Origin of the sequence: Embleya sp. NPDC005971, from assembly GCF_040629175.1 — a bacterium.
Lineage (GTDB): Bacteria > Actinomycetota > Actinomycetes > Streptomycetales > Streptomycetaceae > Embleya.
In genome coordinates, this window is record NZ_JBEXUX010000055.1 from 37,163 (window position 1) to 57,231 (window position 20,069).

Sequence of the window (20,069 nt, forward strand, 5' to 3'; positions counted from 1 at the left end):
TCGCGGGTTCACCGGTTCGTGGCGCGGGCGGAGCGCGGCGTGGGTGTCGTTGCGAAGGCGTCATCATGGATGCTGCACAACTTCGGGGCCGTCGGCGTCGGAGGTTGCGACGCGGACACGGACACACGGGAGGGCGCGCGATGGCGGTCGGCACCATGCGGTACTGGGCCGCGGCGAAGGAAGCCGCAGGCACGGCCGAGGAGCCGTACGACGCGGCCACCCTCGCCGAGGCGCTGCGACGCGCCCGTGAGCGGCACGGCGAGTCGGTCCGCTTCGGCGCGGTCGTTGCGAACTGCTCGTTCGTCGTGGACGGCGACCCGGTCGGGCGGCGCGACCACACGGCGATCACCCTGACCGAGGGCGGCACCGTCGAGGTCCTGCCCCCCTTCGCCGGCGGATGAGCGGCCGGCGCGGGCGCCCGACCGGCGACCGATACGAGGAACCGGGCGGCTACGACCCCGCCGCGCACCCCGGCGAGCCCGCGTTCGACCCGGGCCTGCCGGGCCCGGGCCACGGCGGCGAGCAGGCGTTCGCGGCGCCCGGCGAGTACTACGGCCAGTCGTACGGCACACCCGCCCCCGAGGCGTACGACGGGCAGCTCGGCGGCTACGTCGAGCCCGGGCAGTACGCGCAGCCGGGCGAGCACGGCTCGTACGGCTATCCGGCGGCCTACCCGGCGCAAGGCTCTCCGCACGAGGGCTACCCCCGGGACGGCCACCCACAGGACGGCTACACACAGGACGGCTACACACAGGACGGTTACGGCGGGCAGTCCTATCCGCACGAGGGCTATCCGCAGGACTCCTACGCGCAGGCCCCGCAGGAGTACGCCGAACCCGTCTCGAGCACGCCCCCCGGCGGGTACGGCTATCCGGACGCCACCGCGATGTCGCCCGCGCTCGTCGAGCCCGGGCCGGACGGTTACGGCTCGGCCTACCCGGACCACGCGGACCAGGGCGGTGCGACGAGTGTGCTGCCGGCCATCGTCGAGCCGATTCCCGGGACCGGGCCGGATTCGTACGGCGGGTATCGAGCCGAGGACGACCACCTGCGCGACGAGGCGGTCGAGCACACCGCGTTCGACCACGAGCGCGACCATCCCGACTTCGACCCCGACTTCGATCCCGACCACCCGATCGACGCGCCCGCCGGGTACGACGCTCCCGCCGCCTCCGGGCGCCGCCTCGCGCGGGTGCCGGCCCAGCGCACCGGCGAGGCGCCCGCGCGCTCGGCCCGGACGCCGATCTGGGATCCGCCGGGCCTGTTGCCCGGACTGTGCACGGTCGGCCTGGCCGGCGTCCTGGCGGTGACCGCGATCGCCGGCAAGCCGGCCCTCGCGCTGGGCGTCGTGTTCCTACAGGTGATCACCGCCGCCGGGTGGTTCCGGCTCAACGGCATGTGGCCCGCGCGGCAGGGCATCGCGCTGGTGCTGCTCGCCGCCCTGGCCACCGACGTCGCGGTCTACGCCAAGGGTGAGCAGGGCCTGGCGAGCGTGCCCGCCGTGCTCGCCGGGACGTTGCTGGTGATGCTCGCGCTCCAGGCGCGCGGCGGCGCCCGGCCGGGCGAGTTGTTGCCCGCACTCACGGTGACCACGTCCGCCGCGTTGATCACCGCGTTCGACGTCGCCTACCTGGTCGCGGGCGAACTGCACGGCGGGCCGATCGACGCGGGCACGGCCGTGGTGGCCGCGGTGTTCGCCGCCGGTGTCGCCACACTGGTGCGGGCGATGCCACTGCCGCCGGCCGTCGCACCGATCCCGTCCTGGCTGCTCGGCACCGGGGCCGGCGCGATCGTGGCGATCAAGCTCGGCGGCGACACGCAGTACGCCGTACTGCTCGGTGCCGCGGCCGCGGCGCTCGGGCTGCTCGGCCGGCGGGTCGCCGGCTACGACCATCCGTCCAGGTTCGTTCACTTCACCGCCGGAGTGTCCCTGCCCCTCGCACTCGCCGCTCCGGCCGCGTATTTGCTGGGCAGGGTCATGATCGGCTGATTATCCGTACGGCGGCGGCTCCGCCACGGGAGGATGCGGCCATGCCGTGGATACACCGCCGGTCCCGTCCCGGGAGCCGGGATGAACCGCCGGACCCGCCCACCCGTGCAGAGGGTGTGCAACAACGTTCGGAACTGCTCGGCGTCCAGGCCCAGGCGGATCCGGCGGCGGCCCGGGCCTTCCTGGCCCGGCCCCCCGCCGGGGACGAGCGGCCCGCCGCCGATCCACTGCACTCCGCCTCGCGAATATCGACCGCCGACGAAGCGGTCATCCGCACGCTCTACCTCGAGCACGGCGGCCCGCTGCTGGGTTTCGCGTTGCGCCTGACCGGCGGCGACCGGGCCTGGGCCGAGGACGTGGTCCAGGAGACGCTGCTGCGGGCCTGGCGGCACCCCGAGGCGCTGGACCCCACCAGGGGCTCGGTGCGGGGCTGGTTGTGCACCGTGGCCCGCAACGTGGTGATCGACGTCGGCCGCGCCCGACGGGCCCGACCGCCCGAGACCGGCGACGCGGTGCTGGCGACGGTGGCGGACGAGGGCGCCGAGGCCGAGTTCGACCGGGCCGTGCTCGCGTGGGACGTCGCCGACGCGATGGCCGCGCTGAGCCCCGAGCATCGTGCCGTGCTGCTGGAGACCTACTACCGGGGCAGTTCGGTGGCCGACGCGGCCAAGACGCTGGGCGTGCCCGAGGGCACGGTCAAATCGCGGACGTACTACGCGCTGCGAGCGCTGCGCGTGGCTCTGGAGGAAAGGGGGTTGGTCCCGTGACGGACACCGGGGACGAGAACGCGACGGCGAACGGCACCGCTCCCGACGCGCGGCCCGCGGGCCCGCCCGCCCGGCTGGGCTGTGCGGTGGCCCGCCTGGACCTCGGCGCGTTCGTGGTCGGCGCCCTCGCCGAGAACGAGGCCGCCCGGGTCCGCCAACACGTGGCCACCTGCCCGCGCTGCCGGGCCGAATACGAGGAACTCGCGGGCCTGCCCGCCCTGCTCGCCCGACTGACCGAGGCCGAGGCGCAGGCCAGCGGCGTGGCCGCGAACGGCGCCGCACCCGCACACGTGTTGTCCGCCGCGGCCCGGCAGGCGGATCGGCGCCGCCGGTCGCGCCATCTGGTGGCCGCCGCGGCGGCCGTGCTGATGGTGCTCGCCGGGTTCACCGGTTGGGCCCTCGGCGACACCTCGGACACCGGCGACCCGGTGGCCGCACCGCCGACCGCGTCCCCGGGTCGCCCGTCCGGGACGGCCGGCCCGGCCGGCACCGCGACGCCGCCGGGACAACCGCCCGGACAGCCGGGCGGCCGGATCGCCCGCGGCGGCGACCCGCGCTCGGGCATGGGCGCCGAGCTGCGCTACGCCGCGACCGCGTGGGGCAGCAGTGTGGATCTGTCCCTGTCCGGCATCCGGCCGGGGACCCGCTGCCAGTTGGACGTCTACGGCACCCGGGGCCGAGTGGAGACCGCGTCCTCGTGGGTGGTCCCGACCGGCGACTACGGACCCGGCGACCCGATTCGGGGCGCGACCAGCATCCCGGTCGGCGAGATCACCCGGTTCGCCGTCAAAACCGTCGGCGACGGCGAGCAACTGCTGGAGATTCCACCCGCGCAACCCTGACAAATCGGCATTAATTGTCCGCCCATCTCAATGGGCGGACAATTTTGTCTCACATCCTGAGCCATGCATGACACGAGTGGCCTACCGTCCCTACGATCGATGGTGTGAAGCGACAGGCGGACGACCTCACCAAGCGGCGCGCAGTGGACCTGTGCCGCACGCAGACCTGCCTGTGTTGCGCTGACTGACTTGCCGACAGTCGTCGATCGGCGATCCGCCCGAGGCGGATCGCGACCGGCCGTCGGACCCGGGGCCCGAACCGCGTGACGACGCGGTGGAACGGGCACTCGGCCCTCGCGTAGCAACCACGGACACACCCCACCCCCGCCTGCCGCGGCGCCGCGGCACGCCCGGGTGTACCCCGAGACCGCGTACCGCCACATCCGCGGCAATCCCGCGCACTCTGCACCGGAGGTATCCCCATGAGCCGCTCCGACGTTCTGGTAGACGCCGACTGGGTCCAGGCCCGCCTGGACGACCCGAAGGTCGTCCTCGTCGAGGTCGACGAGGACACCAGCGCCTACGTCAAGAACCACATCCGCGGCGCGGTGCGCATCGACTGGCGCGACGACCTGCAGGACCCGGTCAAGCGCGACTTCGTCGACGAGGCCGGCTTCTCCGCGCTGCTGTCCGCCAAGGGCATCTCCAACGACGACACCGTCGTGCTCTACGGCGGCAACAACAACTGGTTCGCGTCCTACGCCTACTGGTACTTCAAGCTCTACGGCCACGGCGACGTCAAGCTGCTCGACGGCGGTCGCAAGAAGTGGGAGCTCGACTCGCGCGAGCTGGTCGTCGAGGTGCCCGAGCGCGCCGCGACGAACTACGTGGCCAAGGAGCAGGACACCTCGATCCGCGCCTGGCGCGACGACGTGCTCGCCGCGATCGGTTCGCTGAACCTGGTCGACGTGCGTTCGCCCGACGAGTTCTCCGGCAAGCTGCTCGCCCCGGCGCACCTGCCGCAGGAGCAGTCGCAGAAGGCCGGCCACGTGCCGACCGCGAAGAACATCCCGTGGTCGAAGGCCGCCAACGACGACGGCACCTTCAAGACCAACGAGGAACTCACCGCGCTGTACGAGGGCGAGGGCGTGGACCTGGCGAAGGACACCATCGCCTACTGCCGGATCGGCGAGCGCTCCGCGCACACCTGGTTCGTCCTGCACGAGCTGCTGGAGCAGGGCAACGTCCGCAACTACGACGGCTCGTGGACCGAGTACGGCGCGCTGGTCGGCGTGCCGATCGAGCTCGGCGACGGCAAGTGAGCGTCGGCTACCCCACCTACCCGACTTCAGGGAGCAAGAACGATGTGCGGTGCGAAGGCCGGCGGCCCGGATCTGGCAGGAGTTGACGTGGCGAAGGAAACCATCATCCAGGGGGCGGTGACCAAGGGCGGGCAGCCGATCAACGGCTACGTGCGCCTGCTCGACGCGGGCGGCGACTTCACCGCCGAGGTGCCCACGTCCGCGACCGGCCAGTTCCGGTTCTTCGCGGCGCCGGGCAACTGGACCGTGCGGGCACTCGTGCCCGGCGCGACCGTGGACCGCAGCGTCGTGGTGTCCGAGAAGGGCACCGTCGCCGAGGTCGAGATCGCGGTCTGACCCCGACCGGGCGGGACTCCTTCGGACGTACACCCATGGATCCCGTGGCCGATCGGCGGAAAAACGGCTCCACCCCTCCCCACGTGCTCGGGGGAGGGGTGGAGTCCGTTCGGGGTGTGTGCCCGGGGTCGCAAGGGCAGAAAGGTTTCCGTATCTTCGGTGGATCTGCCGGGGGGCAGAACCTTCGGAGTGCGGGGACACCGACGGCAACGCGCGACGCCGGGAGGCAACACGTGGCATGGGTGATCGTGATCATCGCGGGAGTCCTGGAGACCGGCTTCGCCATCATGCTCAAACAAAGCCACGGATTCACCCGGTTGTGGCCCACGATCGGCTTCGCGGTCTGTGCGCTGGGCAGCTTCGGGCTGCTCACCTACGCGCTCAAGTCGCTGGAGGTCGGCCCCGCGTACGCGGTGTGGACCGGAATCGGCGCGGCGGGCACCGCGCTCGTGGGCATCTGGCTCCTGAACGAGGGCTCCTCGCCGCTCAAGCTGATCTCGATCGGCCTGGTCCTGCTCGGCGTGATCGGCCTGAACATCTCCGGGATTAGCCACTGACCCCCGGTCCGCCCCGGCGAACGCTCAGTAGACCAGCGCCTGGGCGCCGTCCGCGAGCGCTTCCTGGACGAACACCTGGGCACCGGCGATCCGGATCCCGGGCAGTACGTCGTCGCCGGTGATCTCCCGGCGTGCCGCGCACTGCGTGCACAGAGTCACCCGCCCGCCCGCGATCAGCGCGTCGAGCAGATCCGGCAGCGGCGCGGCATGCGGCAGTTCGAACTCGGCGGCGCGCCCGGGCAGCGCGAACCAGGACGACTCGCCGGTGAGCCACAGCGATACGTCCACGCCCGACGCGAGCGCCACCGACGCCACCGTGAACGCCTGGGAGCAACGCTCCGGCGCGTCCTGACCTGCGGTGACCTTGACCACGAGAGATCGCTTCACGGCCCGCAGCCTATACACTGAGGCCGTTTGGCACCCGGCCAGGTCGACCTGGCCCACCGCGTACGAAGCATGAGGAGCACCCGGGCGATGCACATCTTCTTCATTGCCATGATGGCCTTGGTCGGCGTCCTCGTCGCGTGGTTCGCCGCGCTGACCGTGTCCAAGCTGTACAAGGGCCAGAACTGAGCGCGGGCCCGGTAGGCTGATCCGCCGTACCCGACCCCGGAAGCGGCTGCCCCACCATGATCGAAATCCCGGACGACCTGCACTTCGACGCCGTCCCGCTCGCGTTCCTGCTCGGCACCTGGGAAGGCGCCGGTGTCGGCGACTACCCGACCATCGAGGCGTTCCGCTTCGGCCAGCAGGTCACCTTCGGCTACATCGCGAACAAGCCGTTCCTCACCTACACGTCGCGCACCTGGCTGCTCGACGACGCGGGTGAGCGGGTGCGTCCGCTGGCCACCGAGACCGGCTTCTGGCGCTCGAAGCTGGACGGCTCGATCGACGTGACGCTCGCCCACCCCACCGGGATCGTGGAGATCTGGCTCGGCAAGGTGGACGGCCCGCGGCTGGAGATGCGCACCGACGTGGTCGCGCGCACCGCAGACGCGAAGGAGTACACCGCCGGACACCGGCTGTACGGCCTGGTCAAGGGCGAGTTGATGTACGCGTACGACATGGCCGCCATGGGCCGGCCGCTCCAGGCCCACGTCTCCGCCCAGCTCAAGCGCGTCGACGCGGACCTCGCGGCCGAATAGCGCACGAGCGCGCCGAACCGGACGCGACCGCGCGCGGTCGCCCGGAGGCCGGTCCACACTCGTAAACTTCCGTGCGTGAGCACTGACTGGAAGCACGAACTTCGGGAGAAGGGCTACCGGCTCACGCCGCAGCGCCAACTCGTCCTCGAAGCGGTGAACACCCTGGGCCACGCGACGCCGGACGAGATCCTGGTCGAGGTGCACAAGACCGCCGGCGGGATCAACATCTCGACGGTCTACCGCACCCTCGAACTGCTCGAACAGCTCGACCTCGTCACCCACACCCACCTGGGCCACGGCGCGCCGACCTACCATCCGGCGGACGTCGGCGGCCATCTGCACCTGGTCTGTCGGGACTGTCGGCGGGTGATCGAGGTGGGCACCGAGGTCGCCGCCGCGATGGGCGAGCGGCTGCGCGCCGAGCACGGGTTCGACATCGACCTCGCGCACTTCGCGATCTTCGGCCGCTGTGCCGAGTGCACCGCCGCCCGGGTTCCCTGAGGCTGCGGCAACCGCGCCGGCCGGCCGGTCTCGTACTGTGGGGGTATGCCCACGAGTCCTTTGTTGTCCCTGCCCGGCGCGGTCGCCGCGGAAGCCCCCGACGCCGGCGTCGCCGCGCACTACGGCGACCCCCTGCGCGAACAACGTCGGCTGGAGGCCGGCGAGGGTTTCGTCGACCTCTCGCACCGTGACGTGATCAGGGTGAGCGGTCCGGACCGGCTGAGCTGGTTGCACTCGCTGACCACGCAGCACCTGACCGGGCTGAAGCCGCACGAGGCGACGCTGACGCTCGTGCTGAGCCCGCACGGACACATCGAGCACGCGCTGTACGGCGTGGACGACGGCGAGGCGTTCCTGGCCCACCTGGAGCCCGGCGAGGCACCGGCCCTGGTCGAGTTCCTGGACCGGATGCGCTTCATGTTGCGGGTCGAGGTCGCGGACGTGTCCGCCGATTTCGCGATCGTGCACGAGGCGGGCGACGGCGGCGACCCGCCCAAGGACGTGCCGGTGCGCGACACCGGGTACGGGCGCGAGCTGTTCCTGCCGCGCGAGCGACTGGAGCGGTACGGGCGCGAGCACCCGAACCCGGCCGGCATGTGGGCCTACGAGGCGCTGCGGATCGCCGCGCACCGGCCTCGGCTGGGCCTGGAGACCGACCACCGCACGATCGTGCACGAGCTGGGCCTGATCGACACCGCGGTGCACCTGGACAAGGGCTGCTACCGCGGCCAGGAAACGGTCGCGCGGGTGCACAACCTGGGTCGACCGCCGCGCCGGCTGGTCTTCCTGCACCTGGACGGCACCCCGGAGAAGCTGCCCGAGCACGGCGCACCGGTCGAACTGGCGGGCCGGCAGGTCGGCTTCGTCACCAGCGCGGTGCGCCATCACGAACTCGGCCCGATCGCGCTGGCGCTGATCAAGCGCAACACCGCGGTGGACGCCGAACTCCTGGCCGGCGGGGTGCCGGCGACCCAGGAGATCGTGGTCCCCGCGTGACCCCGGGGCTCGCGGGTCGGTTCGTCCCGGCCCCGGGCCGAATCCCGGACCCGCTCTAGCGGATCTCGCGGCGGCGGACGCGGTGCAGGCGCCGCCGCTGCGAGCGGTCCAGGGTGAAGTAGGCGACGACCGGCAGGCCGATCGCGACCGCCACGATGGTCCAGGCGATCCACGAAGGCAGCACGATCAGCGCGATGATGGCGACGACGATCCCGGCCGCGATGTACGGCCCGCGGTGCGACATGGTCCAACCCCTTCGGTCGGTGTACCCGACGCCCATTCTCCTTCCCCGTTCGCCCGGGGAACATGGGGAGAACCCCCGGAACCGGTGAATCCCGGCGTGTCGGGGCGTGTTCTCGAACCCACGCGTCACATGTCCACGACGAGGGTCATCGGGCCGTCGTTGACGAGGGCGACCTTCATGTCGGCGCCGAACACGCCGGTGGCCACGTCGGCACCGAGCGCGCGCAGCGCGGCGACCACCTCGGCCACCAGGGGTTCGGCGACCGGCCCCGGCGCGGCCTCGTTCCAGGTGGGTCGGCGACCCTTGCGGGCGTCGCCGTACAGGGTGAACTGGCTGATCACCAGCAGCGGCGCGGACAGGTCCGAGCAGGACTTCTCGCCGTCCAGGACGCGCAGGCTCCACAACTTGGCGGCCAGCCGGCGGGCGATCTCGGGGGTGTCGGTGTGCGTGACGCCGACCAGGACACACAGCCCGGGGCCCACGATCGAGCCGACCACCTCCCCCTCGACGGTCACGGATGCTTCGGTCACGACCTGCAGGACGGCACGCATGGCCCCATTCTGCACACCCGTCCGGACCCCCTTCCCCCGCATTGGCACGCGGTGGTCTGTCCGACATGACACGATGCGTCTCATGGTGGATCTTCCCGACGGAGTGGCCCCGGAGGCCATCCGCGCACTCACGCTGAGTCGGGTTCGCGAACTCATGCGGGACGCCCAGCGCGAGGAGAACGATCTGTCCTATCTGCGGAGACTGCTCCAGGGCCGGATCGACATCCTGCGTGCGGAGCTGGCCCGTCGGTCCGGCCGGGACGGCGCCGAGCCGACCTCGCCGGTGGTGGGCAGGCTGCCCGAGATCCTGTCCGAGTCCAGACCGCCCACCCGCGGCGCGCGACACGTCAACGTCCAGCCGCCGCGCACCGATCGCTACCGGAGCTGGATCGAGCAACTGCTCGCCGACGTGGGCCTGTCCGACCTGGCCGCGCACACCGACGCGGAGCTGGGCGAGGCGTTGGACAAGCTCGGCACCCACGAGCAGGAGGTGTCCTCGCGTCGGCATCGCCTGCAGCGCACCGCCGACGACTGTGCCGCCGAGATCACCCGTCGCTACCGCGAGGGCGAGGCGAAGGTGGAAGACCTGCTGTCGGGCCGATGAGCCCTTCGGCGCGGGACACGCCTCCGTGAGGCATACGACTGCAAGCAGGGTGCTTGCAATAGCAAGCACGGTGTGTGCATGCTGGGGCCATGGCTGGTCTGAACGTCGGCTCGCTGGGTGAGTACATCCGGGAGCAACGCCGCAACGCGCAATATTCGCTTCGGCAACTCGCCGAGGCGGCCGGGGTTTCGAACCCCTATCTGAGTCAGATCGAGCGTGGTTTGCGGCGGCCGAGCGCGGAGATTCTGCAACAGATCGCCAAGGCGCTTCGGATCTCGGCCGAGACGCTCTACGTACAGGCGGGCATCCTCGACGAACGCGAGGAGGGTGACCGTGAGGTGCGCACCGCGATCATGGCGGACCCGGCGATCAACGACCGGCAGAAGCGGGTCCTCATCGAGATCTACGAGGCATTCCGCAAGGAGAACGCACAGGACGGCGCCGTGCGGGACGAACCGGGCGCCGCCGACGAAACCGAGAACGGCAGGGCCGGCCGGGCCACCACCGACACCTCGATCTCCAGCAGTTAGGAACCGAACACCATGGCAATCGCCACGGATCTGAAGAAGACCTTGACCGACAGCACCCCGCTGTACGCCGTCGCCGGTGCCGGCGACCTGATGGTGGAGAAGCTGCGGGAGCTGCCCGACCGCTTCCGAGCCGAGGTCACCACCGACCCCAAGGTGCTGCGCGAGCGCCTCCAGACGCTGCCCGACCGCACCCAGACCTTCGCCAAGTCCCAGGTGGACCGGGCCAAGGAGCTCTACGGCGACCTGGCGGCCCGCGGCGAGAAACTGGTCAAGCGGGTCGACCGGCAGGAGAGCACCAAGCAGGCCAAGGCGGCCGTGCGCACCACCGAGAGCAAGGCCAAGGGCACCACGACCGCGGCCAAGCGCGGCGTCGCCAACGCCCGGACCCAGGCGAAGTCCGCCGCCACCGCCGCCGGCAAGGCCGCGGGCGCCGCGGCGGACGCCGTCGAGCAGGCCGCCCGCAAGGTCGGCGACTCCGCCGGCAAGCCGGCCGCCGGCGCGAACGCCTGACCCCGGGCACACCGATCCACCGGGTGCCGCCTCGGCAACCCCCGAGGTGGCACCCGACGTGCCAGACTGGAATCCCGCACGACGTGGCGGCACCCGGCGGCCGCGCAGAGGAGGACCGATGGAACTGGCCATGGCCGATGGTCTGCTGACGGCCAAGTTCGACCAGGTGCTCACCTGGCTCTTCCTCGGCATCCTGCTGCTCAAGGTGTTCTGCCTGTTCGACGCCGCCTTCCGGCGCGAGGACGCGTACCGCGCCGCGGACAAGAAGAAGAAGTCCTTCTGGCTGATCGTGCTCGGCATCGCGGTCGTGGTCGACGTGCTGCCCATCGGTCTGGGGCTGATCCTGATGCTCGCCGGCCTGGTCGCGGCGATCGTCTACCTCGTCGACGTGCGGCCCGCGCTCAAGGACGTCGCCGGCCGTCGCGGTGGCGGGCGCAACATGGGACCGTACGGCCCCTGGTGACCCGCCTCGGCGCGCTCAGCGGGTCGGCAGCTTGACCACCGAGACGAAGAACTCGTCGATGTGCCGCACCACGTTGATGAACTGCTCGAAGTCCACCGGCTTGGTGACATAGGCGTTCGCGTGCAGGTGGTAGCTGCGCAGCACGTCCTCCTCGGCCTCGGACGTGGTCAACACGACCACCGGGATCCGGCGCAGGTCCTCGTCCGCCTTGATCTCCTCCAGCACCTCCCGGCCGTCCTTGCGCGGCAGGTTGAGGTCCAACAGGATCAGGTCCGGGCGCGGCGCGTCGGCGTACTCGCCCTCGCGTCGCAGGAACGCCACCGCCTCGACCCCGTCGCTGACCACGTGCAGCGAATTGCGGACCTTGTTGTCCTCGAACGCCTCGCGCGTCATCAGCACGTCGCCCGGGTCGTCCTCGACCAACAAGACCTCGATGGCTCCCGCGACGGGGTGGGTCATGCGTTGCTCCCTCGTACCGCTTCTTCTTCCGCCGGTCCCTGGGACTGCGGTTCGGACGTGTTCGGTTGCGAATCCCGGCTGCGCTCCGGTACCTCCGGGGCCGGGGCCAATACGCGCGGCCCCGGGGGTGCATCGGGCGGCGGGCCGGGCAGGGTCCAGCGGATCGTGGTGCCGTCGGTGCCCTCGGCGTCCAGCCAGATTCGGCCACCGTGATACTCGACGATCTTCTTGCACATCGCCAGGCCGATGCCGGTGCCACCGTAGGCGTCCTTGGGGTGCAACCGCTGGAAGATCACGAAGATGCGCTCGGCGTACTGCGGTTCGATCCCGATGCCGTTGTCGACGCAGGAGAACTCCCACTGCTCGCCGTCCCAACGGGCGCCCAGATGTACGCGCGGCGCGTCCTCGGCGTGGAACTTGATCGCGTTGCCGACCAGGTTCTGGACCAACTGGCCCAGCAGCAGCCCGTCGCCCGGCACCGTGGGCAGCGGGTCCGCGGTGATCCGCGCGTCGCTCTCCTCGCGTGCGACGGCCAGCGCCTGCAACGCGTGCTCCAGGCACTCCCGCAGGTCGACGTCGCCCTGCTCGGTGTCCAACCGGCCCACCCGGGAGAACGCGAGCAGGTCGTTGATCAGCGTCTGCATGCGCTTGGCGCCGTCCACCGCGAAGGCGATGTACTGGTCGGCGCGCTCGTCCAGTTGGCCTCGGTAGCGCTTCTCCAGGAGCTGGCAGAAGCTGGCCACCTTGCGCAGCGGCTCCTGCAGGTCGTGCGAGGCGACATAGGCGAACTGTTCCAACTCCGCGTTGGAGCGGCGCAGATCCTCCGCCTGCTCGTCGATCAGCACCCGGGCCGCCTCGGTGCTGTGCAACTCCTCCACGATGCGTTCGCGCATCGAGTTCACGTCGTGGGCCAGGTCGATGATCTCGGCCGGGCCCCGGCCGGTCAGCGCCTGGCCGTACCGACCCTCGGTGACCTGGCGGACCTGCTCGCCCAGATGTTCCAGCGGCCGGGTGACCATGCGCCGGAACAGCAGCGCTATCAGCACCACCAGCCCGGCGAACAGCGTCGCCACAGTGATCAGCGTCGCGGTCAACATGGTCGCGTCGTCGGAGAGTTCGTCCCGGGCCTGGGCCCGCTCGCGGCCCAGGTCGGCCTGCTGGGCGGCGGTCGCCTCGCGCACCGCGTCGAACAGGGCCTTGCCCTGATCCGGCGACGAGCCCGCGGCGGTGGCGGTGCGGTTGGCGATGACCGGTTCCGCGTAGGCCGCGCGCCAGGCCCCGGCCCGGGCCTTGACCTCGGCCAGGTCGGCGCGCAACCGCTCTCCCTCGGCCGAGTTCGGCAGCAGCCGCTCCAGTCTCGCGTACGCCCGGTCCTCCTCGACCCGGGCCTGCGTGTACGGCTCGCGGAAGCTCGGGTCGCCGCTGATGATCCAGCCCCGGACGCCGGTCTCCTGGTCGATCAGCGCGTTCTCCAGCCGCAGCGCGGCGTTGGCGGCCGGTTCCAGGCGGTCGAGCACGGTGTGCCGCGAGTCGTTCAACCGGGATATCGCCAGCGCGCCGACCACCGCGGAGATCACGATCACCAGCGCGAGCAGGCCCAGGCCCAGGCCGACGACCTGGCGCATGCGTGGTCCGCCCTGGCGCCCCCGCGTCCGGTGCTCGCTCACGCCGTACCGTCCTCACCCGTCGTCTGGCCCGGCAACACCGGCTGTCCACCCGGCACGCCGCACAGCGGGCGATCCGGGTCGTGCCGCAGCAGCAACACCGCCACGTCGTCGTTGAGACTGCCCCCGTGCAGGTCTTCCACCGCGGCGACCGCCGAATCGATCAGGTCGTAGCCGAAACGACCGGCCGCCAGCAGCCGGCCGATCAGCGGCAACAGGCCGTCGGTGCCCAGCCGCTCCGGGCCCGGGCCGATCCGGCCCTCGATCAACCCGTCGGTGTACAGGAGCAGCGACCAGTCCGTGCCCAGCTCTATCGACTCGTAGCTCCACCGGCCGTCCGGGAACAGGCCCAGTGCGGGGCCGGTGGCGCTCTCCGACAGCGGCGCGATGCCCTTGGGCGTGAGCAGGAGCGGGGCCGGATGGCCCGCGAGGTAGACCTGGCCGCGCCGCCGGTCGGGCTCGATGATGGTCATGCACAACGTGGCGAACATCTCGTCCGAACGTCGCTCGTGCTCGAAGATCCGCTCCAGCGTGCTGAGCAGCTCGCCGCCGGTGAGGCCGGCGAAGATCAGCGAGCGCCAGGCGATCCGCAGGTTGACCCCCAGGGCGGCCTCGTCCGGGCCGTGGCCGCAGACGTCGCCGATCATCACGTGCACGCGCCCGTCGGCGGTCTGCACCGCGTCGTAGAGGTCTCCGCCGAGCAGCGCGCGTTGTCGCCCGGGGCGATAGCGCGCCCGGAAGTCCAGCGAGGGGTCGCGCAGGATCGGGGCGGGCAGCAGCCCGCGCTCCAGGCGCGCGTTCTCCTGCGCGCGCAGCTCCGACTCGACCAGCCGGCGCTGTGACTCGTCGGCTCGCTTGCGCTCCAGGGCGTAGCGGATCGCCCGGGACAACAACGAGCCGTCGATCTCCTGCTTGACCAGGTAGTCCTGGGCGCCGGCGGCCACCGCGGCCGAGCCGCGATGGGCGTCGGACAGGCCGGTGAGCACGATCACCGCGGTGCGCGGCGCGAACAGCAGCAGCCGGTGCAGCCCGTTGAGGCCCTCGGCGTCGGGCAGGCCCAGATCCAGCAGGACACAGCCGATGTCCTCGCCGAGCTTGACCATGGCCTCGGCCATCGACCGGGCCCAGACGATCTCCATCGGATCCGGCGAGTCGGCGAGCAGTTCCTCGACCAGGAAGGCGTCCCCCGCGTCGTCCTCGATGAGCAGGACACGCAGCGGATGCGCGGCGGCCTGGTCCGGTACCGGGGCGGCGGGCATCGGTACCGCGCGGTAGCCGGTCCGTTCGACCGCTCCGCCCTCGCCGTACGCGGGGCGCACGCCACCACCTCCGGGATTGATGTCGCCGCACGAATCGTTGTCGTTAGGCAATCGAAAAAGGACGATAGCGTGGCCGGGCGCGAGCGGGTAACCGTACGCCGCGCGTCCCCACCCCGATCCGCCGAACAGGGCCTAGTCCCGGCCGCGGGCTCGGTGCGCCGCGTCGCGCAGTACGGCCAGGGATCGCACGAGCGAGTCCAACTCGTCCGCCTCCAGATGTATCAGGACTTTGGCCAGGGCCTGTCGTCGAGCCGAGCGCAGCTCCGCCACGAACTCGACCCCGTCGGGCGCCAGCCGCAGCACCACCTCGCGGCGGTCGGTCGCGCTCAGTTCGCGCACCAGCAGTCCGGCCCCCTCCAAGCGGTCGCACAACCGGCTCGCCGAGGACGGGATGGCCCGCAGTCGGGCGGCCAACATGTTCAGGTTGATGCCGTCGTGGCCGGCGATCACGAGCAGGGCCCGCAGTTGGGACGGGGACACTCGGCCGATCAGTTCGCCGTGTGCGTGGGTGCGTACCGCGGCCATCCACTCGCACAGTGCGTCCACACGATCGAGCAGCTCCGCGGATAGGTCCCCTTCTCCTCGGGCCACGGACATCCGGCCACTGTGCCGGCAAATGCGGTGGGCGCGCCACGTCCGGGCCGGCAGGCTGCCGTCCATGACACGCATGACGTTGGTCCGCGGCGACATCACCGAACAGCACGTGGACGCGATCGTGAACGCGGCGAATTCGTCCCTGATGGGCGGTGGCGGGGTCGACGGCGCGATCCACCGCAAGGGTGGTCCGGAGATCCTGGCCGAGTGTCGGGCGCTGCGCGCGGCCGAACTGGGCCGCGGCCTGAAGACGGGCGCCGCGGTGGCCACCACCGCGGGCCGGCTCCCGGCACGGTGGGTCGTGCACACGGTGGGTCCGGTGTACAGCCACACCGAGGACCGGTCGGCGCTGTTGACGTCCTGCTACCGCGAGGCGCTGCGGGTGGCGGACGACCTCGGGGCGACCTCGGTGGCGTTTCCGGCGATCTCGGCGGGTGCCTACGGCTGGCCGCTGGAGGACGCGGCGCGGATCGCGGTCGAGACCGTGCGGGCGACGCCGTCCGGGGCGGCGGAGGTGCGGTTCGTGTTGTTCGAGGCGCGGGCATACGTCGCGTTCGAGCAGGCGGTCGCGGCGCCGTAGGTCCCGGGCGTACGGGTGGGCCGGACCCGAAGGCCCGGCCCACCCGTGCGTCCGGATCTCGTCAGGTGCCGGTCGAGCTCGCCTTGGCACTGCCCGAGGGGGAGCCCGACGTCGAGTTGTTCGGCGTGCCGGTCGACGGCGGCGTCGAGGTGGGCGGCTTCGAACTCGGCGGCGGCGTGCTGGGCGGCTCGGTGGTCGGCGCCGTGGTCACCGGCGGGGTCGTCACGGGCGGCGTGGTCACCGGTGGCGTGGTGACCGGGGGCTTGGTCACCGGCGGCTTGGGAGTCACCGGCGGGGTCGGGACGTTGGGGATCGCCGGGGCGTTCACCGTGCCCGCTCCCGCGTCGGGACGCACCACGCCCAGGATCGGCATCGAGCCGGCGTTGGCCACGGTGATCGTGCGGCCCGGCCGCGGCGCGTGCACGATCTTGCCGTTGCCCAGGTACATGCCGATGTGGCTGGCGTCGGAGTAGTAGACGATCAGGTCGCCCGGGCGCATGTCGGCGACCGCCACGCGCGGCAGTGAGGCCCACTGCTCCTGGGAGGTGCGGCGGATCGGCACGCCCGCGAACGCCCACGCCTTCGAGGTCAGACCGGAGCAGTCGTAGCCCACGGGCCCCACGCCGCCCCAGATGTAGGGCTTGCCGATCTTGTCGATCGCGAACGCGATGGCCAACGCGGCCTTGGCGGTGGTCTGTTGGTCCGGCTTGCCGATCAGGGTGTTGAGCTGGGCCTGGCCGGCCTCCGCGGACAGGGCCTCCATCCGGGCCAGTTCGGCGAGTTGCTCGGGGGTCAGGCCCGCCAGGATCTTCTCGGCCTCGGTGATCCGGTTCTGGATGTCGGTCCGGGTGGCGGCGGCCTCCTGCTCCAGCCGACGGCTCTCGGCGAGCTGGGTGTCCGCGCTCTTTTGCATCGCGGTGAGCTGGAGTTCGGCCTGCTTGGCCCGGGTGATGGTGTCCAACTGCGTCTGCGAGATGTGCTCGTACGCGGGCGCGTCGCGCAGGAAGTTCTGCGGGTCCGCGGACAACATCAGGGTGAGCAGCGGGTCCATGCCGCGGGTGGTGTACTGCAGCCGGGCCAGCCGGCCCAGGTCGTCCTTGGCCTTCTCGACGTTCTGCCGGGCCCACACCACGCCCGCGTTCACGTCGTTGACCTTGACCTGGGTGCGACCGAGTTGTTCGGTGGTGGCGTTGAAGCGCTCGGTGGCCTGCTCGGCCTGGCGGTACAACTCCTGCACCCGGGCCTGGGCGGCCAACAGGTCCTGCACGGACGTGATCGCGGTGTTGGCGGCCGGCGGCACGGGCGGTACGGGCGGGACGCCCGGGTCCGCCCACGCGTTGCCGGCGAACAGGGCCGCACACAACAGGGCCACGCCGCAGGCGGTCACAGCCCGGGTTCGCAGACCGATTCGGCCCCCGAGTTTCACCATGCTTTCGCCCTTTCGGAACTCGATGCTCGCCTGCGACGTATGGGCCGATTCCATCCGACGACGTCGATTCGAACCGGAACCGGTGTTCTCGGGACGGCAGTTCCCAAGGACCGACTCAGCGTCGGATCCTTGCATGTTCCGGCGACGATGGGCAGGGGAGAATTCGTGATCGTCCGGTTATCGGAACGGACGAATCAAGCTATTAACGGACGACACGCCGAGCCGAACCGCGGTCAAGTGAACGCGGTGTGCTCAAGATTTCATGTGCCGTTCCGGATCGGACACGAGTCACCGGAATGTATCAACAGCGCCGATTGATATGTCGGCCCGCCGCGGAGCCACCGCGGACCACGCCACGGTCACCTCGCCCTGCCGCCGCCGCCCCGGCCGGTCGCACACCGGCCAGTCCCGGGCCAGGGTCTCGATCGCCGCGAGCCAGCGCTGCCGGGCGCCGAACGCGGCCAGCGGCGCGTGCAGATCCCAGGCCCGGTCGAACGCGGCCAGGAACGCGTGCACCGGCTCGCCCGGCACGTTGCGGTGGATCAACGCCTTGGGCAGCCGCTCGGCCAGCTCGGACGGCCGTTCGAAGCCGGCCAGCCGGGTGGCGAAGGTGACCGTGCGCGGGCGCGCGTCCGACCCGATGCCCAGCCACACCGCGCGCCGACCCAACTCGTCACAGGTGCCCTCGACGAGCACCCCCGCCGGGGCCAGCCGCGCACACATCCGGGCCCAGGCCGCCGGCACCGCGTCCTCGTCGTACTGCCGGAGCACGTTGAACGCCCGGATCGCGGTCGCCGAACGGCCGGCCGGCAGCGGCACCTCGAAGCCGCCGCGAGCGAAGCGCAACCCGTCCTCGGCATGCGGCAGCGCCGCGGCCACCCGCTCCGGATCGATCTCGAACCCCACCACCGCGACGTCGGCGCGCACCGTGCGCAACCGGCGGAACATTTCGAGCGTGGTCACCGGCGACGCGCCGTAGCCGACGTCGACCACCAGCGGATCGGCCGCGTCGCGCAACAACCCCCCGTGCACCCCGGTCAACCACCGATCCACCCGGCGCAGCCGATTCGCGTTGGTGGTGCCTCGGGTGATCACCCCGCTGGGCCGCGTCCGGGATGCGGCTCGGACGCCCGCACCCGGGGTGCCCGATTCCGACGTGCCGCGCGTACCCATGCCCGCAGGGTAGAGGAAGGCCCCCGCGCGCCCCCGCGAGCGGTCCGGATCACACTTTGCCGGGGAATCCCCTCCGACCCCGATGGGTTGGTTCTTGAGTTGGGCCGCGAGGAAGGCGACGGGCGGTCCACGATCGGTAATAGCTCTGCACGACTAGTAGCTCTGTGTACACGTGGTAGCTCTGTACACCGGACGACAACACGACACGGGGCCGGCCTGGGAGGTCAACGAGTGAGCCACCACGTCCAGCGCGCGATCACATTGGGAGCGCGCCGGGGGGCACCTCGTCGAATCGCGACGCTGAGCGTTCACACCTCCCCGCTGCACCAACCCGGCACCGGCGACGCCGGTGGCATGAACGTCTACATCGTCGAACTGAGCAAGCGGCTGGCCGCGCTCGGCATCGAGGTGGAGATATTCACCCGAGCCACCGGCAGCGACCTGCCGCCGGTGGTCGAGATGGCACCGGGAGTCCTGGTCCGACACGTGACCGCCGGGCCGTACGAGGGTCTGTCCAAGGAGGACCTGCCGGCCCAGCTCTGCGCGTTCACCTCCGGGGTGCTGCGCACCGAGGCGATGCGCGACCCGGGGCACTACGACCTGGTGCACTCGCACTACTGGCTTTCCGGCCAGGTCGGCTGGCTGGCCAAGGAACGCTGGGGCGTGCCGCTCGTGCACACCATGCACACGATGGCCAAGGTCAAGAACGCCTCGCTGGCCGGCGGCGACGCCCCCGAGCCGCGGGCTCGGGTGATCGGCGAGTCCCAGGTGGTCGAGGCGGCCGACCGGCTGGTGGCCAACACGATCGAGGAGGCCGATCAACTGATCGACCTCTACGACGCGGCCCCCGAACAGGTCGCGGTGGTCAACCCCGGGGTGGACCTGGAGACCTTCCGTCCCGGTGACATGGCCGACGCGCGCCGCCGGCTGGGCGTGCCGGTGGACGCCACGGTGATCCTGTTCGCCGGACGCATCCAGCCGCTCAAGGCCCCCGACGTGCTGCTGTACGCGATCGCCCACCTGTTGCAGGCCGACCCCACGCTGCGCGACTCGCTCGTGGTCGCGGTGGTCGGCGGGCCCAGCGGCAACGGCATGGCGGCGCCGGAGCACCTGCACAAGCTGGCCGCGACGCTGGGCATCCACGACGTGGTCCGATTCCAGCGGCCGGTCCGCCAGGACGTGCTGGCGGACTGGTACCGCGCGGCCACCGTCGCGGTGGTGCCCTCCTACAACGAATCCTTCGGTCTGGTGGCCATCGAGGCCCAGGCCTGCGGCACCCCCGTGGTCGCGGCGGCGGTCGGCGGCCTGCCCACCGCCGTACGCGACGGTGTCTCCGGCACCCTGGTGCGCGGGCACAACCCGGTGGACTACGGCCTGGCCCTGCGCGACCTGATCCGTGCCCCCCGGTTGCGCGAGGACTACTCCGACGGCGCGGTCCGGCACGCGGCGGCGTTCGGCTGGTCCTCGGCGGCGGCCTCGATGGCCGAGGTCTACGCCGACACGCTGGCTCGCGCCGCGGCCCCGCGTGGACGGGTCGTGGGCGGGCAGTAGCG

At 71.5% G+C, this 20,069-nt stretch carries 26 protein-coding genes; 17 read left to right on the forward strand and 9 right to left on the reverse strand.

What is annotated here, in order from left to right:
• Positions 1-140: 140 nt before the first annotated feature.
• The 8 genes from ABZ374_RS35585 to ABZ374_RS35620 all read left to right on the forward strand — a co-directional run bounded on the left by ABZ374_RS35585 (position 141) and on the right by ABZ374_RS35620 (position 5,754).
• On the forward strand, positions 141-401 hold the full coding sequence (locus ABZ374_RS35585; RefSeq protein ID WP_360319288.1) for a MoaD/ThiS family protein: 261 nt from the start codon (positions 141-143) through the stop codon (positions 399-401).
• Positions 398-1,990, forward strand: a complete 1,593-nt coding sequence (locus ABZ374_RS35590) for a hypothetical protein (protein WP_360319290.1) — start codon at positions 398-400, stop codon at positions 1,988-1,990. The genes ABZ374_RS35585 and ABZ374_RS35590 overlap by 4 nt, the downstream gene beginning before the upstream one ends.
• Positions 1,991-2,106: 116 nt before the next feature.
• Positions 2,107-2,757 (forward strand): sigma-70 family RNA polymerase sigma factor, encoded by a 651-nt coding sequence (locus ABZ374_RS35595; protein ID WP_360319292.1) that lies wholly within the window; start codon positions 2,107-2,109, stop codon positions 2,755-2,757.
• The gene (locus ABZ374_RS35600) at positions 2,754-3,599 is read left to right on the forward strand and encodes a zf-HC2 domain-containing protein (RefSeq protein WP_360319294.1); all 846 of its coding nucleotides are present in this window, start codon (positions 2,754-2,756) and stop codon (positions 3,597-3,599) included. Before ABZ374_RS35595 ends, ABZ374_RS35600 begins: the two co-directional genes overlap by 4 nt.
• Before the next feature lie 104 nt (positions 3,600-3,703).
• On the forward strand, positions 3,704-3,787 hold the full coding sequence (locus ABZ374_RS35605) for a putative leader peptide (protein WP_360319360.1): 84 nt from the start codon (positions 3,704-3,706) through the stop codon (positions 3,785-3,787).
• Between the two features lie 234 nt (positions 3,788-4,021).
• On the forward strand, positions 4,022-4,861 hold the full coding sequence (locus ABZ374_RS35610) for a sulfurtransferase (RefSeq protein ID WP_360319296.1): 840 nt from the start codon (positions 4,022-4,024) through the stop codon (positions 4,859-4,861).
• A 42-nt stretch (positions 4,862-4,903) separates the two neighbouring features.
• Positions 4,904-5,197, forward strand: a complete 294-nt coding sequence (locus ABZ374_RS35615) for a DUF1416 domain-containing protein (RefSeq protein ID WP_020552259.1) — start codon at positions 4,904-4,906, stop codon at positions 5,195-5,197.
• A 233-nt stretch (positions 5,198-5,430) separates the two neighbouring features.
• Positions 5,431-5,754, forward strand: coding sequence for a multidrug efflux SMR transporter (locus ABZ374_RS35620; RefSeq protein ID WP_360319298.1), 324 nt, complete (start codon positions 5,431-5,433; stop codon positions 5,752-5,754).
• Between the two features lie 24 nt (positions 5,755-5,778).
• Here the strand turns inward: ABZ374_RS35620 and ABZ374_RS35625 are convergent, their stop codons facing one another.
• Positions 5,779-6,141: a DsrE family protein gene (locus ABZ374_RS35625; RefSeq protein WP_360319300.1), complete on the reverse strand. Its 363-nt coding sequence runs from the start codon at positions 6,139-6,141 to the stop codon at positions 5,779-5,781.
• Between the two features lie 242 nt (positions 6,142-6,383).
• Between ABZ374_RS35625 and ABZ374_RS35630 the strand changes: the two genes are divergently transcribed.
• The 3 genes from ABZ374_RS35630 to ABZ374_RS35640 all read left to right on the forward strand — a co-directional run bounded on the left by ABZ374_RS35630 (position 6,384) and on the right by ABZ374_RS35640 (position 8,396).
• On the forward strand, positions 6,384-6,899 hold the full coding sequence (locus ABZ374_RS35630) for an FABP family protein (RefSeq protein WP_360319302.1): 516 nt from the start codon (positions 6,384-6,386) through the stop codon (positions 6,897-6,899).
• Between the two features lie 75 nt (positions 6,900-6,974).
• Positions 6,975-7,400: a Fur family transcriptional regulator gene (locus ABZ374_RS35635; protein WP_360319304.1), complete on the forward strand. Its 426-nt coding sequence runs from the start codon at positions 6,975-6,977 to the stop codon at positions 7,398-7,400.
• Positions 7,401-7,445: 45 nt separating this feature from the next.
• Entirely contained in the window at positions 7,446-8,396 is a 951-nt protein-coding gene (locus ABZ374_RS35640; RefSeq protein ID WP_360319306.1) for a glycine cleavage T C-terminal barrel domain-containing protein, read from the forward strand.
• Between the two features lie 55 nt (positions 8,397-8,451).
• Here ABZ374_RS35640 and ABZ374_RS35645 read toward each other — a convergent pair whose 3' ends face one another.
• On the reverse strand, positions 8,452-8,640 hold the full coding sequence (locus ABZ374_RS35645) for a hypothetical protein (RefSeq protein ID WP_360319308.1): 189 nt from the start codon (positions 8,638-8,640) through the stop codon (positions 8,452-8,454).
• 125 nt (positions 8,641-8,765) lie between these two features.
• A complete protein-coding gene (gene dtd / locus ABZ374_RS35650; RefSeq protein WP_360319310.1) occupies positions 8,766-9,191 on the reverse strand; it encodes a D-aminoacyl-tRNA deacylase in 426 nt (141 codons plus the stop codon).
• An 82-nt stretch (positions 9,192-9,273) separates the two neighbouring features.
• On the opposite strand from dtd, the gene ABZ374_RS35655 reads away from it, so the two are divergent.
• From ABZ374_RS35655 to ABZ374_RS35670, 4 genes are all read left to right on the forward strand, one after another.
• Complete coding sequence (locus ABZ374_RS35655) at positions 9,274-9,795, forward strand: ABC transporter substrate-binding protein (protein WP_360319312.1); 522 nt, start codon at positions 9,274-9,276, stop codon at positions 9,793-9,795.
• An 89-nt stretch (positions 9,796-9,884) separates the two neighbouring features.
• Positions 9,885-10,325: a helix-turn-helix transcriptional regulator gene (locus ABZ374_RS35660; RefSeq protein ID WP_360319314.1), complete on the forward strand. Its 441-nt coding sequence runs from the start codon at positions 9,885-9,887 to the stop codon at positions 10,323-10,325.
• Between the two features lie 12 nt (positions 10,326-10,337).
• The gene (locus ABZ374_RS35665) at positions 10,338-10,835 is read left to right on the forward strand and encodes a hypothetical protein (RefSeq protein WP_360319316.1); all 498 of its coding nucleotides are present in this window, start codon (positions 10,338-10,340) and stop codon (positions 10,833-10,835) included.
• Positions 10,836-10,977: 142 nt separating this feature from the next.
• Complete coding sequence (locus ABZ374_RS35670; RefSeq protein ID WP_360319362.1) at positions 10,978-11,298, forward strand: DUF2516 family protein; 321 nt, start codon at positions 10,978-10,980, stop codon at positions 11,296-11,298.
• Positions 11,299-11,313: 15 nt separating this feature from the next.
• Here ABZ374_RS35670 and ABZ374_RS35675 read toward each other — a convergent pair whose 3' ends face one another.
• The 4 genes from ABZ374_RS35675 to ABZ374_RS35690 all read right to left on the reverse strand — a co-directional run bounded on the left by ABZ374_RS35675 (position 11,314) and on the right by ABZ374_RS35690 (position 15,337).
• Positions 11,314-11,757: a response regulator gene (locus tag ABZ374_RS35675; RefSeq protein ID WP_360319318.1), complete on the reverse strand. Its 444-nt coding sequence runs from the start codon at positions 11,755-11,757 to the stop codon at positions 11,314-11,316.
• The gene (locus ABZ374_RS35680) at positions 11,754-13,424 is read right to left on the reverse strand and encodes an ATP-binding protein (protein ID WP_360319320.1); all 1,671 of its coding nucleotides are present in this window, start codon (positions 13,422-13,424) and stop codon (positions 11,754-11,756) included. Before ABZ374_RS35680 ends, ABZ374_RS35675 begins: the two co-directional genes overlap by 4 nt.
• Complete coding sequence (locus tag ABZ374_RS35685; protein WP_360319322.1) at positions 13,421-14,740, reverse strand: SpoIIE family protein phosphatase; 1,320 nt, start codon at positions 14,738-14,740, stop codon at positions 13,421-13,423. The genes ABZ374_RS35680 and ABZ374_RS35685 overlap by 4 nt, the downstream gene beginning before the upstream one ends.
• A 132-nt stretch (positions 14,741-14,872) precedes the next feature.
• Positions 14,873-15,337 carry a MarR family transcriptional regulator gene (locus ABZ374_RS35690; protein WP_360319324.1) on the reverse strand — a complete coding sequence of 155 codons (465 nt, stop codon included), beginning with the start codon at positions 15,335-15,337 and terminating at the stop codon, positions 14,873-14,875.
• Positions 15,338-15,398: 61 nt separating this feature from the next.
• Between ABZ374_RS35690 and ABZ374_RS35695 the strand changes: the two genes are divergently transcribed.
• Positions 15,399-15,914: an O-acetyl-ADP-ribose deacetylase gene (locus ABZ374_RS35695; protein ID WP_360319326.1), complete on the forward strand. Its 516-nt coding sequence runs from the start codon at positions 15,399-15,401 to the stop codon at positions 15,912-15,914.
• Positions 15,915-15,975: 61 nt separating this feature from the next.
• Here ABZ374_RS35695 and ABZ374_RS35700 read toward each other — a convergent pair whose 3' ends face one another.
• Both ABZ374_RS35700 and ABZ374_RS35705 read right to left on the reverse strand, forming a co-directional pair.
• Entirely contained in the window at positions 15,976-17,343 is a 1,368-nt protein-coding gene (locus ABZ374_RS35700; RefSeq protein ID WP_360319328.1) for an NlpC/P60 family protein, read from the reverse strand.
• A 288-nt stretch (positions 17,344-17,631) separates the two neighbouring features.
• A complete protein-coding gene (locus tag ABZ374_RS35705) occupies positions 17,632-18,516 on the reverse strand; it encodes a class I SAM-dependent methyltransferase (protein ID WP_360319330.1) in 885 nt (294 codons plus the stop codon).
• A gap of 231 nt (positions 18,517-18,747) precedes the next feature.
• Between ABZ374_RS35705 and mshA the strand changes: the two genes are divergently transcribed.
• Positions 18,748-20,067, forward strand: coding sequence for a D-inositol-3-phosphate glycosyltransferase (gene mshA / locus ABZ374_RS35710; RefSeq protein WP_360319332.1), 1,320 nt, complete (start codon positions 18,748-18,750; stop codon positions 20,065-20,067).
• The last annotated feature ends 2 nt before the right edge of the window (positions 20,068-20,069 follow it).